Origin of the sequence: Pseudochrobactrum sp. B5, from assembly GCF_001939785.1 — a bacterium.
Taxonomy (GTDB): Bacteria; Pseudomonadota; Alphaproteobacteria; order Rhizobiales; family Rhizobiaceae; genus Pseudochrobactrum; species Pseudochrobactrum saccharolyticum.
The window spans coordinates 1258549-1271908 of sequence record NZ_MOYL01000001.1 but is presented as its reverse complement, the minus strand read 5'-3'; the positions used below and the strand labels follow the sequence as shown (position 1 = coordinate 1271908).

10 protein-coding genes are annotated in these 13360 nt (G+C 52.6%); all 10 read right to left on the bottom strand.

Going from position 1 to position 13360, the window contains the following annotated elements:
• A complete protein-coding gene (locus BKD14_RS05655; RefSeq protein ID WP_075654568.1) occupies positions 1–2931 on the bottom strand; it encodes a bifunctional [glutamine synthetase] adenylyltransferase/[glutamine synthetase]-adenylyl-L-tyrosine phosphorylase in 2931 nt (976 codons plus the stop codon).
• Between the two features lie 132 nt (positions 2932–3063).
• The gene (locus BKD14_RS05650; RefSeq protein WP_175576061.1) at positions 3064–4482 is read right to left on the bottom strand and encodes a HAMP domain-containing sensor histidine kinase; all 1419 of its coding nucleotides are present in this window, start codon (positions 4480–4482) and stop codon (positions 3064–3066) included.
• Entirely contained in the window at positions 4479–5189 is a 711-nt protein-coding gene (locus tag BKD14_RS05645) for a response regulator transcription factor (RefSeq protein WP_022709997.1), read from the bottom strand. Before BKD14_RS05645 ends, BKD14_RS05650 begins: the two co-directional genes overlap by 4 nt.
• Before the next feature lie 87 nt (positions 5190–5276).
• Positions 5277–6809 carry a Do family serine endopeptidase gene (locus BKD14_RS05640; protein ID WP_022709998.1) on the bottom strand — a complete coding sequence of 511 codons (1533 nt, stop codon included), beginning with the start codon at positions 6807–6809 and terminating at the stop codon, positions 5277–5279.
• A 127-nt stretch (positions 6810–6936) separates the two neighbouring features.
• A complete protein-coding gene (locus tag BKD14_RS05635) occupies positions 6937–7446 on the bottom strand; it encodes a cytochrome c-type biogenesis protein (RefSeq protein WP_075654567.1) in 510 nt (169 codons plus the stop codon).
• Positions 7446–9434, bottom strand: coding sequence for a heme lyase CcmF/NrfE family subunit (locus tag BKD14_RS05630; protein WP_075654566.1), 1989 nt, complete (start codon positions 9432–9434; stop codon positions 7446–7448). Before BKD14_RS05630 ends, BKD14_RS05635 begins: the two co-directional genes overlap by 1 nt.
• Positions 9435–9529: 95 nt before the next feature.
• Positions 9530–9967 (bottom strand): cytochrome c maturation protein CcmE, encoded by a 438-nt coding sequence (gene ccmE / locus BKD14_RS05625; protein ID WP_022710001.1) that lies wholly within the window; start codon positions 9965–9967, stop codon positions 9530–9532.
• 62 nt (positions 9968–10029) lie between these two features.
• A complete protein-coding gene (gene ccmI / locus BKD14_RS05620; RefSeq protein WP_075654565.1) occupies positions 10030–11238 on the bottom strand; it encodes a c-type cytochrome biogenesis protein CcmI in 1209 nt (402 codons plus the stop codon).
• 143 nt (positions 11239–11381) lie between these two features.
• Positions 11382–11828, bottom strand: a complete 447-nt coding sequence (locus tag BKD14_RS05615) for a membrane protein (protein ID WP_022710003.1) — start codon at positions 11826–11828, stop codon at positions 11382–11384.
• A gap of 157 nt (positions 11829–11985) precedes the next feature.
• Positions 11986–13314 (bottom strand): ATP-binding protein, encoded by a 1329-nt coding sequence (locus BKD14_RS05610; protein ID WP_075654811.1) that lies wholly within the window; start codon positions 13312–13314, stop codon positions 11986–11988.
• Between the last annotated feature and the right edge of the window lie 46 nt (positions 13315–13360).

Here is a 13360-nt window from a genome sequence, read left to right as displayed (position 1 = left end):
TCAGCCTTTAAGCAATTGTTTAAAGGCTTTTGACACGGTATCTGTCGTCTGATCCAGCTGATGTTCGACATGGGCAATATCCGGCAATTCAGCAGCGCGGCACAGCAATTCCAGCAAGCCCGGCAGATAATCCTCCCGCCCCGTATTATCATCCACACACAGTCGAATGATCTGCGTGAGATTGCTGTAGAAATGATGGGCTGTGGCCAGTTCCTCGGCCAGTGCAGGACTGGAAAAATCCGGTCTCAGATGACGCAAGTTTAGCTCTGTGGAAGTGTGACGGATATCAGTTGCGACCTGCCCTGTGAGTACTGCAAACTGCGCGATAAATTCCAGATCAATCAAACCGCCGGAACGCAATTTCAGGTCCCAATTGTCACGCGGCGGTTTTTCGCTGGCAATCAACGCACGCATATCGGTCATTTCCTTAGCGGTCTTTTTCACCTCTGAAGGAATGGCGAGAATAGCATCGACCTCCGCATCAATCTCGTCGCGGAAGGACTGGTCACCGGCAATAGCACGGGCGCGGGTCAGCGCCATATGTTCCCATACCCATGCATCATTGCGCTGATATTTACCGAAAGCCTCGATATGGGTTGCCACCGGCCCTTTATTGCCGCTTGGGCGCAGACGCATATCCACTTCATAAAGCACGCCCTCGGCCATAGGTGCGGACAATGCCGCGATCAGGCGCTGTGTCAGACGGATATAATATTGCGATGCGGCAAGCTGCTTCTCACCGTCCGAATAGTCAGCATCCGCATCATGGTCATAGAGCAGGATGATATCAATATCAGAACCGGCGGTGAGTTCGCGGCTTCCCAGTTTTCCCATCGCCAGCACTGCAATACGCCCACCGGCAATCTGGCCATGGCGGATGGTGAATTCTTTCATCACCGCACTCAACGCACGGTCGATCATCAGCTCGGCCAGATCAGAGAAAGCCCTGCCTGCACGTACACCGTCAATCGCACCGGTCAGCAAGCGAATGCCGATCAGAAACCGCTGTTCGGCTGCAAAGATGCGCAAACGATCGAGCGTTTCTTCATAAGGTTCATCATGGGTGAGGAATGTATCCAACCGCTCCTCGAGATAGCTGCGTGTTGGCAGTTCCGAGAAAATACGCGGATCGAGCATACCGTCAAAGACATGCGGCTTACGGGTGATAATTTCGGCCAGACGCGGTGCCGCGCTCATCACCAAAACCAACAGGTTGAGCAATGCCGGATTGGATTGCAGCAGGCTGAAAAGTTGAATACCGGATGGCAGACCTTGCAGAAAACCGTCAAAACGCAGCAAAGCATCATCGGCACGTTCGGTTGCCGCGAAGGCATTCAGCAAGGCGGGTGTGAGTTCGGTTAAGCGTTCACGCGCTTCTGCCGTTTGCGTTGCGCGGTAACGGCCAAAATGCCATGTGCGGATAATCCGGCAAATATCACTCGGGCGTTCAAAACCAAGCTGTGACAGGGTTTGCAGCGTATCAGGGTCATCCGTCTCGCCGGTAAAGACCAGATTGCCGCCACTGCTGCCAAGTTCCGGCGCTTGCTCAAACAATGCCGCATAATGTTTTTCAACAGTGCGCAAAACGGCCAGAAACTCCGCTGTGAAGCATTCATTATCCGGATAGCCCATCATCGAAGCGATGTGGCTGAAACCTTCATCATCCTCCGGCAGAATATGCGTCTGTTCATCAGCCACCATCTGAATACGGTGCTCAACATTGCGCAGAAACTGATAATTGCGGCTCAGCTGATCGCGCGCATTTTCACCCACCCAGCCACGCTCGTAGAGCTTGGTCAGCATCGCCAGCGTTTTCGAGCCGCGCAATTCAGGAAAGCGCCCGCCTGCAATCAGCTGCTGGGTCTGCACGAAAAATTCGATCTCGCGGATGCCGCCGCGCCCGAGTTTCACATTATGGCCGCGCACAGCAATATCGCCATGGCCGCGATGCGCATGGATTTGACGCTTGATCGAATGAATATCGGCAATCGCCGCATAATCGAGATATTTGCGCCAGACATAGGGCGCGAGTTCTTTGATAAATTGCTCGCCCGACGTGATATCACCGGCGACAGGGCGCGCTTTAATCATCGCCGCGCGTTCCCAGTTCTGCCCGCGCCCCTCATAATAATGCAGTGCTGCACTCACCGGAATAGCCAGCGGCGTTGCCCCCGGATCAGGGCGCAGACGCAAATCCACACGGAAGACATAGCCGTCCGCCGTTCTGTCCTGCAAAATCTTGACCAGCCGCCGCGCCATGCGTGAGAACAGATCAACACATTCGTAAGGGTCGGTAATGGCCGGACGATCACTGTCGATAAAAATAATCAAATCAATATCGGAAGAATAATTCAGCTCTCTTGCGCCGAACTTACCCATACCAAGCACAATCAGCCCGCTGTCTTTTTCAGGATCGTTACGATCCGGCAAAGCCAGCTTGCCTTTTGCATCGCTTTCAAGAAGCAGAAACTGTACGGCAGCACGCAGGCTTGCCTCTGCGAGATCACTCAGGCGATCGGTGGTTTGCATCACATCGGCAAAACCTGCCAGATCATCGAGCGCAATCAGCACATGAGCGGTTTTCTTGAGACGGCGCAGTTCCGTCATCAAGCGATTTTCCGTCATTTCCGGATCAATACCCAGAGCAGCAATCTGCTCCAATGCCTGTGCCAGCAGTACGTCGAGAGGCGCGGTAAACAGGCTTTCCAGAATTTCAGGACAGGTTTCTGTCACTTCCCTCAGGAAAGATGAGCAATCGAGAATTGCTGCTAAAAATCCGGTTTCATCTGCGGTTTTCAGATAGCGACTCAAAGCACTGCATCCGCGCTCCGCCGCCGCTCTTGTTAAATTTTGCAGGTAAATCTTTGCCTGTTGCGGATCGGGAACTGTCAGAGATTTCAGCGAACTATCAAAAAACAAAACACCGGTCATGCTGCAATTCCACCCCCAGAGCATTTCCCGTTTCAATTAAAACAGAAGAAATGCTCTGTCCCTTTGTTGCCGCGCATCTTATTCCGAAAACCGCTTCACACTTTTCGGGATGCGCTACAGATTCATACCTGACTACTGTTTTGTCTCAGGCAGGGCAGGAAAAGCAAGAACAACCCGCAATCCCGGTGAATTATCTTCCAGCATCAAACTGCCGCCATGCAGTTTCATCACCGCTTTTGCCAGACTGAGACCAAGACCGGAGCCCGGTTGCGTGCGGCTTTCTTCAAGGCGCACAAAACGCTCTGTCGCCTGTTCGCGCATCGCTTCCGGAATACCCGCGCCCTGATCGGCAACGCTGATTAATATCTGATCGCCCTCTTGCTTCATCGCCACGGTGATCTTTGTCCGGTTTTCACCGCCCTCATCCGCGACCGGTGAATATTTGATCGCATTATCAATCAGATTGGAAATGGTCTGGCCAACCAGCTCACGATTAATCCGCAGGCTGATATCCGCACCGGCTTCAACAACAAGCTCCAGTCCTGCATCTTCCGCAACCGGCTCATAAAGCTCTGCCACATCATGCAGGATCGGATTGACCGGCAGCACTTCCATATTCTCTGATGAGTAACCTGCCTCAAGGCGCGAGATCATCAGGATCGCATTAAACGTGCGGATCAGCTGATCGGATTCGGCAATAATATCTTCGAGAGCCGCGCGATATTCCGTGTTGTCCTTCTGGCCTGAAAGTGTGGCTTCCGCCTTATTACGCAGTCTCGTCAGCGGCGTTTTCAGATCATGGGCGATATTGTCCGAGACATGTTTCAGCCCGTCATTCAGTTCTTCAATCCGCCCCAGCATGGCGTTCAGATTAATCGACAGCCGGTCAAATTCATCGCCTGAACCACTGACCGGCAGACGTTCACCCAGATCACCGGCCATAATGCGTTGTGAGGAACTCGACACCTGCTTGAGACGTAACAACGCCCTGCGACCGACAAAATACCAGATCAGGAAAGCGCCAATTCCCATGATGCCCAGCGCCAGCACCAAAGCACGGCGCATGATATCGCGGAATAGTTCCGGCTCACTCAGATCGCGGCCGATCAGAACACGCATACCATTCGGAATAGCGAAAACAATGGCAATTGCCTTGTGCTTCTCGGCATTGCCCTGTTCGCCATAGCGCATATAGGTGAATGGCCGGTCTGACATGCCGCTAATATCCAGCACGCCCGGCTCAAGGCTCTCCACATTGCCGGAGAGAATACGCCCTGCGGGATCAGAAATCAGATAAAGAAAAGCACCGGGCTGGCGGGAGCGCCGGTCAATCGTGCGCACCAGCAGCGGAATACCACCGCGCTCATAAGACTGCGTGACGCTTGTCACTTCATCGAGCAATGCTTTTTGTGTTTGCGCAGTCAGAAAATTGACCGACAGGTTGGTCATATAGAAAAACAGCGCCATCGCACTGAGCAGAAACAACAACAAATATAAAGCCGACAGCCGGACGGCTGTCGTGCTCAGCAAGGCGCCCAGCCGGTTCATCATTGGCTGTCCGCCACTTTGGATTTGGCTGCGGATGTTCCCGCCTTCAGCATATAACCGGCTCCGCGCACGGTATGCAGTAAAGGCTCGTCAAAATCTTTTTCGATTTTGGAGCGCAGGCGCGAAATATGAACATCGATCACATTGGTTTGCGGATCGAAGTGATAATCCCAGACATTTTCCAGCAGCATCGTGCGGGTTACAACCTGCCCCGCATGGCGCATCAGATATTCCAGCAGGCGAAATTCGCGCGGCTGTAAATTGATCTCGGTACCGGCACGGCGTGCCGTATGGGAAAGACGGTCGAGTTCCAGATCACCAACGCGGTAAACTGTGTCTGCCTCTTTCGGGCTGACACGGCGCTGCAAAACCTCAACCCGCGCCAGCAGCTCCGAGAATGCATAAGGCTTGGTGAGATAATCATCGCCGCCGGCACGCAGGCCTGTCACACGGTCATCCACCTGCCCCAGAGCTGAAAGAATGAGCGCCGGTGTGGTTTGTCCCTGTGCGCGTAATCCGGCAATGACAGAAAGCCCGTCACGCTTCGGCAGCATGCGATCAATAATCAGCACGTCATAATGATTATTCTCTGCCAGCGTATAGCCGGTTTCGCCATCACCGGCGACATCAGCAATATGTCCGGCTTCAGCAAATGCTTTTTCCAGATAACGTGCCGCTTCGCGGTCATCCTCAATAATCAAAATACGCATCAGCAACCCTCAAAGCAGAGTGTAAATGTTTGAAAAGGCGGCACTGTTTAAGCACCGCCTTTTCTTATTCCAACCTATCAGAACAAATCAGCCCTGATCAACCGGCAGAGCAACAAAGCTGTTCTGGCCATTACGCTGAACCTGCAGCAGAACTGCCTTGCGTCCGTTCTTCACAGCATCTTTAATCGCTGCGTTAATGTCAGATGCGGATTTCACATCCTTATTATTCACGGTCACAATTGTATCGCCTGCGCGCATACCCTTGTCAGCAGCATCGCTGTCAGGATCAACATCTGTTACAACAACGCCTTTGCCGCTGTCATCCGGTGTGACTGTGAGGCCGTAATCATCAAGGGTTTCACTCTCGCCCGAAGATGTAGCAGCGCTCTTGTCGCCCTGTTTCTGGTCATCCGGATAGGCTTTGATTTCAATGCTGACAGTCTCAGCCTTGCCCTTACGCCAGATCGTCAGGCTGGCTTTTTCGCCCGGATTGATCGCAGCAACTTTCTTAGCCAGATCACGCGGATCTTTCACGGTCTCATCATTCACTGCCGTAATCACATCACCGGCAACGATACCCGCTTTAGCGGCAGGACCATCAGCCTGTGGTTCGGCAACGATTGCGCCTTTATCCTCAGCAAGACCGAGCGAATCTGCGATTTCCTTGGTCACCGGCTGAATTTGCACACCGATCCAGCCGCGCTCAACCGAGCCCTTCTTAATCAGCTGATCCACAACCTTGCTTGCAGTGGATGCCGGAATCGCAAAGGCAATACCAACACTGCCGCCCGATGGCGAGAAGATCGCGGTGTTAATACCGACAACCTTACCGGTCAGATCAAAAGCAGGGCCGCCGGAGTTACCCTTGTTTACCGCCGCATCAATCTGGATGAAATCATCGTAAGGGCCTGCACCGATATCACGGCCACGGGCAGAAACGATACCGGCAGTCACAGTGCCGCCAAGGCCGAACGGATTACCTACGGCGACAACCCAGTCCCCGACTTTGACAGTGCTGTCATCATCAAAAGCAACATAAGTGAATTTGCGCTTATCATCGACTTTCAGCACGGCAAGGTCTGTACGGGCATCAGTGCCGATCAGCTTGGCATCGAGTTCGGTGCCGTCATCCATCACAACGGAGAATGAATCACCGTCTGTCACAACGTGGTTGTTGGTGACGACATAGCCGTCTTCAGAAATGAAGAAGCCTGAACCCTGAGCAAACGGACGGGCATGGCCACGATCACCGCGCTTCTGGCGCTTATTCGGGCGCGCCTGTTCGCCATCAGGACCATAAGGATTGCCGAATTCTTTGAAGAAGCGCTTCAGAGGATGGCCGTCCGGCAACTGGTCAAGACCATTACCGCCAAAATACTGGGTGCGGTCATTGCGTGTGTTCTGCACATCGCTTTTCACGCGCACACTCACAACGGCAGGGCGAACTTTTTCAACCAGTTCAGAAAAACCAGGCTGAGCCTGAGCAGTCACGCTGACCGGAGCTGCCTGCGCAGACGAGATTGATGCCAGAGGGCCAGTCGCCAGAATTGTACCGGCCAGAGCGGCGGACAAGAAAATGCGGGTCAGCGGACGACGGGAAGATGACTTAATATCAGACATAAAATATCTCCTGAGAGGGCAGATAACCAGCTAAAGATTATCAACTATTCCTCACAAGAGATAGCTTACCGAACATTACCGGATAATTTCTGAAACATGAATTTTTCGTAAGGTTACGAAATTCCGGTTATTTGCCGTCCAGAAGATTTTGAAGACGTTGTTTTTCCTCGTCATTCAGCGGAACGATCTGTGGCTGCGTGCTGCCGGCCTTACGACGTGAAAACCAAATAACGCTGATACCAATAATCAGAATAATGACAGGGAAACTCCACAGGATGATTGTCTGCTTGTCGAGACGCGGCTTGAGAAGCACGAACTCGCCATAACGTGACACCAGAAAATCAATAACCTGTTCGTCGCTGTCACCCTGTACCAGACGCTCACGCACCAGCAAACGCAGGTCACGCGCCAGATCGGCATCGGAATCATCAATCGACTGGTTCTGGCACACCATGCACCGCAAACCGGCAGACAGATCACGCGCACGTTTCTCCAGCACAGGATCAGCCAGAACTTCATCCGGATTAACCGCCCATGCGTTATGAACATTTGCAGTCAGCAAACTACCGGCGGCGATGCTCACAGCAATAAGCAAGATGCAGAAGGAACGGCTGCACAGATTTTTCAACAGGCTCATCATGCCACCCCGCTTACTGCTTTCACCGTCTTTTTAGCTCTGGCCGGAGCACCGACACGCAGACGTCTGTCCATCAGAGACAAGAGCCCGCCAAGAACCATAGCAACCGTACCAAGCCAGATCAGCGTGACCGATGGTTTCCACCAGAGGCGCACGACCATGCCGCCATTTTCAAGAGCATCGCCCAGCGCAACATAATACTGATTAACTCCGCGGGTCAGAATACCGGCTTCAGTTGTCGGCATATTACGCGCCGGATAGAAGCGCTTTGCCGCCATAACATTGCCGATTGTATTGCCGCTGCTGTCGAGCAGAGAGAACAGCCCCTGATCTTCCGTATAATTTGAACCGGCAAAAGGCTGCTGCGCATCATAGCGCAACTGATAACCGGAGAAAGCAACCGTTTCTCCCTGTTTCATAGTGACAACCTGTTCCGTACCGAAACTGGACACAATCACGATACCCAGCAAAGTAATGCCAAGCCCCATATGCGCCAGAGCAGTACCGAATACCGAACGCGGCAGCCCCAGCAAGCGCGGGAATGCCCGCGAAAGCTCAACCTTGCCAAAACCGGCTTTGGTCACGATATCCATCAGGCTGCCGAGAATAACCCACAGACCCAGACCAATACCGAAAGCAGCCCAGACAGCGCGCGGATCAATCAGAATAAGCACCAGTCCCACGCTCAGGAGACACAGGCCGAAAACCCACATCAGACGCTGTGCCACTGCATAGAGATCGCCACGCTTCCATGCCAGCAGCGGGCCGAATGGTACGGCTGCCAGCAGCGGGATCATCAGCGGGCCGAAAGTCATATTGAAAAACGGTGCACCAACAGAAATCTTGGTTCCGGTCATTGCCTCAAGCAAAAGCGGATAAAGCGTACCGATCAGCACAGTTGCCGTCGCCGTGCTCAGGAACAGATTGTTGAGCACCAGCGCGCCTTCACGCGATACGGGCTGGAACATGGTTCCGGTCGTCAATGTCTGTGCGCGCAAGGCAAAAAGCGCCAGTGAACCACCGATGAAGAACACCAGAATAGCGAGAATGAACAAGCCGCGTCCCGGATCGGTGGCAAAGCTGTGTACCGAAGTCAGCACGCCTGAGCGGACAAGGAATGCACCAAGCAATGACAGCGAGAATGTCAGCAGAGCCAGCAAAATCGTCCAGATTTTCAAAGCGCCGCGTTTTTCCATCACAATCGCGGAATGCAGAAGTGCGGTGCCGATCAGCCATGGCATGAAGGATGCGTTTTCAACCGGATCCCAGAACCACCAGCCACCCCAGCCCAGTTCATAATAAGCCCAGTAAGAGCCCATTGAGATACCGCCGGTCAGAAAAATCCACGCGGTCAGCGTCCAAGGTCGTACCCAGCGTGCCCATGCGGCATCAATGCGACCGTCAATCAGCGCAGCAACAGCAAAGGAAAAACAAACTGAAAAGCCGACATAGCCGAGATAAAGCATTGGCGGATGAATGGCGAGGCCGATATCCTGCAGGATAGGATTGAGATCCTGTCCTTCAATCGGTGCCGGAATAATCCGGATAAACGGATTGGATGTGAAAAGAATGAAGCTTAAAAATGCGGTGGCAATCCATCCCTGCACAGCCAGAACATTTGCCCGCAATGTGTTCGGAAGATTACTGCCGAAGACAGCAACCAGCGCACTGAAAAATGTCAGGATCAGCACCCAGAGCATCATCGAGCCTTCGTGATTGCCCCAGACACCGGTAATTTTAAACAGTAAAGGCTTCAGCGAGTGGGAGTTTTCAACCACATTGAGCACTGAAAAATCAGAAGTAACATAGGCATGAACCAGCATTGCTGACGATAACAGAACCAATGCAAACACAGCCGCAGAACAAGGCTCTGCAACGCTCATCAATCGGGAATCATTCCGTTTTGCTCCGATGATCGGCAAAAAGGACTGCACCAAGGCCAAAGCCAGTGCCAGTACCAGTGCGAAATGTCCGATTTCAACGCTCATTCTATTTATCCTGCCTGTTGAATATTGCGCATCCGAAACACGCAATATTCAGCTTTTGGAATGGGAGTTTCAAACACAGCATGCTTAAGAGCAGCTTAGTTCCCTTCCCAGACACCTTTTTCTTTCAGACTGTCTGCAACATCTTTCGGCATGTAATTTTCGTCATGCTTTGCCAGAACATTATCTGCGATAAAAACACCATCGGGCGTGAAACGGCCTTCTGCGACAACGCCCTGCCCCTCACGGAACAGATCAGGTAAAATACCTTCATAGGTGACTGTCACCTGTTTCAGCGTGTCTGTGACGGCAAATTGCACATGCTTATCCGCGCCGCGCACCACAGAACCGGCCTCAACCAGACCACCAAGACGGAAACGCGCACCCGATGCAATATCTTCTGCTGTCACATCATCAGGCGTACGGAAATAGCGAATATCCTGACTGAAGGCGATCAGCACCAGACCAATAGCCAGCGCCAAAACAGCCATGGCGCCGGAGATCAAAATCAGACGCTTGCGTTTGCGGTTGCGCATAACCTGTGAAACCCGCGGCGTGTGGTTTTCTGCAGAGGGTGATGCCGATAACTGACTATGGGTCACTTCTGAACTCCCGTCGTATCCAGTCCTAATCGGGAGGCGACCTGAGTAAGCCGCTTCCGGTCATTTTCCGGCAGAACTCTAACAGCTTTTCGCAAAGCTTCGGCAGCATTATCACGCTCACCAAGCACGACATATGCGCGCAGCAAACGCTCCCAGCCATCAATATCCGTCGGGTTATCTTGTAGTTTTGCAGCCAGACCATCCACCATGGAACGGATCATATCTTTCCGCCCCTGCTCACTCAGGGCGGCAGCGGCTTCAACATCTTCAGCTGTCGGGCCTGGTGCCTGAACTGCCTGTGTCTGCGTAGCCTGCGACGGTGCAGTTGAAGGAGCCGCGCCGCCTGATTTCAGATTGGCAATCGTCTGCTCAATATCAGCGCGCCATTGTGCATCTTCAGGTGATGTATTGAGAATGATCTGCAAGACATTGATTGCATCATCCCGCTTACCGGCCTGCAGCAATGCCCGTGCCTTCATCAAAGGCGGACGCATGTCGGACGGTTCGATTGTTCCGGCTTTCTCGAAGAGAGCAAGAGCCTCTTCAGTGACCTGCCCGTTGGCTTTAATCGTCAGGGCTTCCCCGAGACCGATCAGACGATCAACATCATCACCAAGCAGTTCCAGAGCCTTGCGGTAGGCATTAATGGCATCGTCAACGCGGCCAATGCGCAGATAAATCGGCGCAAGTATCGCCCAGCCACGACCATCATCCGGCGTCTTTGCCAGATGCGCTTCGGCCTGTGCGATCAGTTCGGCTGCGCTTTTATCCTGAATCATTGTGTTTTTGCGTTCAGCCAGTGGCTGCGCAGGCAGATCGGGCGTACCGATTGCTGCATAGACACCCCAGCTGACTGCCGGAATGAACAATAAGACAAGAATAATCGCCCAACGGTCGCTTGCACTGAACAGATACTTCTTTTCAGCAGCGCCCACAGCTTTGCCTTCAGCACCTGCAGCCGCATCCGTCATACGACGGTCATTCTTAAGAATGCGACGGGATATTTCGAGTCGGGCTTGTTCAGCCGACTGCTCATCCAGCAGACCACGCGCCAGATCGGAATCAATCTCTTTCAGCTGCTGAATATAAACCGAGCGGTCTTCCTCGCCCTCAGCCACGGACACGGTGTCTTTTCGTGTCAGAGGCAACATGACGATAAGAATTGCAGCGAAAGTTAAAAGTGCAGAAACAAGCCAGAAATCCATGACCGGAGACTTAATCTACCTGCCCGACAAAACCAACTGCCTGTTGGCAAATTATCAGGGTATAGGTCATTTGGCCGCAAAGCCGTCCAGCAGTTCAGTCCTGTGCAAAACCTGCCTTAATCAAGTTTTGCACAGAGGCTAAATCAGGTCAGCGGTGTCCAGCTACCATCATCATTGCGGCAGGCAGTGCCGCGCACCAACTGCGGCGCTCCGTCAACGGTAAAACTATGGCTATATTGCCTGCAATTCTGGGAACCGACCTGATAAGGCTGCGCAGCAGTTACCTCACCGGAAGCTTTGCCAGAACGCCCCTTCCATGAAACCGCTTCACCTTTCGGCGCATATTCCAGTGCTTTATATTCCGCCTCGATTGCCGACCTGCGATCAGAAGCCGTGAGCTGCGAACCGGCAGAGCCCAGAATACCATTTCCCATCGGCGCCAGAACTGCATTGCTGACCGATCCTCCGGCCAGCGGATTTCGGGATGGCGAACCTGATGTTGAAGCGTTCAATGTGGAGCAGGCTGTCAGAGCAAACAGCGGAAGAATAAAAGTAAGTTTACGCAATGTACCTACGGAAGACGACTTCATGAGCAATTTAACATCCTGTCAGCAACGCTTTGCAGAGCATTATGACTGCTGAAAGCACACTCTGCAATCATTCCCTTGACATCTCAACACAAAACAAAATCAGGAATAACGCGCCTGACTGCGGTCAGTTATACCTGAAACCGGCTAAAAGCAAAGCTCAGCTTAAAACTGCAGGCAAAGTAATCTGCACAGCAAGACCACCCAAAGATGCCTTACTCAGCCCCAAAGTCCCGCAATATTCCCTGACCGTATCCTGAACAATTGCCAGTCCCAAACCTGTACCGGGCTTGCTTTCATCAATGCGCTTCCCACGTTTCAGCGCTTCAGCCATTTTATCCGCAGGTAGACCTTCTCCGTCATCCTCGATCAGGATTTCAAACTGATTGCTTGCCCCTTCACCTGCATCCGGTTTCTGAGCGGCTCGCAGCGACAGATGAATTTTTGAACGCCCCCATTTGGCCGCGTTTTCCATAATATTTCCGACGATTTCTTCGAGATCTTCTTTTTCACCGGCAAAGATTGCAGCGGGAAACTGATTGGAAAATGTAACCTTCAAATGCGGATTAAGCTTAGCCGTCACACGAATCATGCGCTCAAGCACCGGTGTGACCGGAGCCCTGAACACAACACTGTCCCGCTGGGCTGCAACGCGTGCACGCTGCAAATAATGCTGGATCTGCACCTGCATTGCATCACTCTGCTCTATCACCAACTGCCCCTGACGGCCGCCAATATTGCGGCCTTCATTCATCAGCACAGAAAGCGGCGTTTTCAGAGAATGCGCGAGATTGCCCACCTGCGTCCGCGACCGCTCCACAATACGGTGGTTATTTTCTATCAGGGCATTCATTTCCTGCGCGAGCGGTGCGATTTCCAAAGGCAAGTCCGCATCAACGCGATTGCTTCTTCCCTCACGGATATCCGCCAGCGTGCGACGCACATGATCCAGCGGCCGCAAACCAAACAGAATAATTGCCGCATTAATCAGAATACTGCCAAGGCCGAACAGCCCCAGATAGATATAAAGCCGATTGCGGAAATCGCTGATTTCTTCTTTCACCTCATTCAGATTACCCATCACGCGGAAACGGGCAATTTTATCCGTACTGTCGAGAACAACCTCTGTTTCAACGACAGAAAGATCCTCGCCGGTGCTGGTTTGCACGACATAACTGCGCATGAATGACTGGTCGAAAGGTGCTTCAGAAACCGACTTTACAGGAATTATTTTTGAGCCCAATGAAACCGAGCCCAGATGCCCGCGCACACTTGCAGACACAGGATCAACCGACCAATACCAGCCTGAATCAGCGCTGGCATAGCGTATTTCACCAAGCTCTGGTTTACCGTAAAGCTCGCCTTCCGGTGTCAGACTGACCGCACCGACGAGACTATAAAGATGCGCGGATAAAAGGCTTTGAAAACTGCGCTCAGCCGCATCCCGATAGAGCGACTGAATGAGCGTGGCAACGACAACAAGGGCAATAATAACCCATAATGTTGACAGCGTTACCACACGCAACGCCAGAGAG

Coding starts and splice junctions, on each gene's coding strand:
- BKD14_RS05655 (WP_075654568.1), bottom strand. CDS start 2,931: ATGACCGGTGTTTTGTTTTTTGATAGTTCGCTGAAATCTCTGACAGTT.
- BKD14_RS05650 (WP_175576061.1), bottom strand. CDS start 4,482: ATGATGAACCGGCTGGGCGCCTTGCTGAGCACGACAGCCGTCCGGCTG.
- BKD14_RS05645 (WP_022709997.1), bottom strand. CDS start 5,189: ATGCGTATTTTGATTATTGAGGATGACCGCGAAGCGGCACGTTATCTG.
- BKD14_RS05640 (WP_022709998.1), bottom strand. CDS start 6,809: ATGTCTGATATTAAGTCATCTTCCCGTCGTCCGCTGACCCGCATTTTC.
- BKD14_RS05635 (WP_075654567.1), bottom strand. CDS start 7,446: ATGAGCCTGTTGAAAAATCTGTGCAGCCGTTCCTTCTGCATCTTGCTT.
- BKD14_RS05630 (WP_075654566.1), bottom strand. CDS start 9,434: ATGAGCGTTGAAATCGGACATTTCGCACTGGTACTGGCACTGGCTTTG.
- ccmE (WP_022710001.1), bottom strand. CDS start 9,967: ATGCGCAACCGCAAACGCAAGCGTCTGATTTTGATCTCCGGCGCCATG.
- ccmI (WP_075654565.1), bottom strand. CDS start 11,238: ATGGATTTCTGGCTTGTTTCTGCACTTTTAACTTTCGCTGCAATTCTT.
- BKD14_RS05615 (WP_022710003.1), bottom strand. CDS start 11,828: ATGAAGTCGTCTTCCGTAGGTACATTGCGTAAACTTACTTTTATTCTT.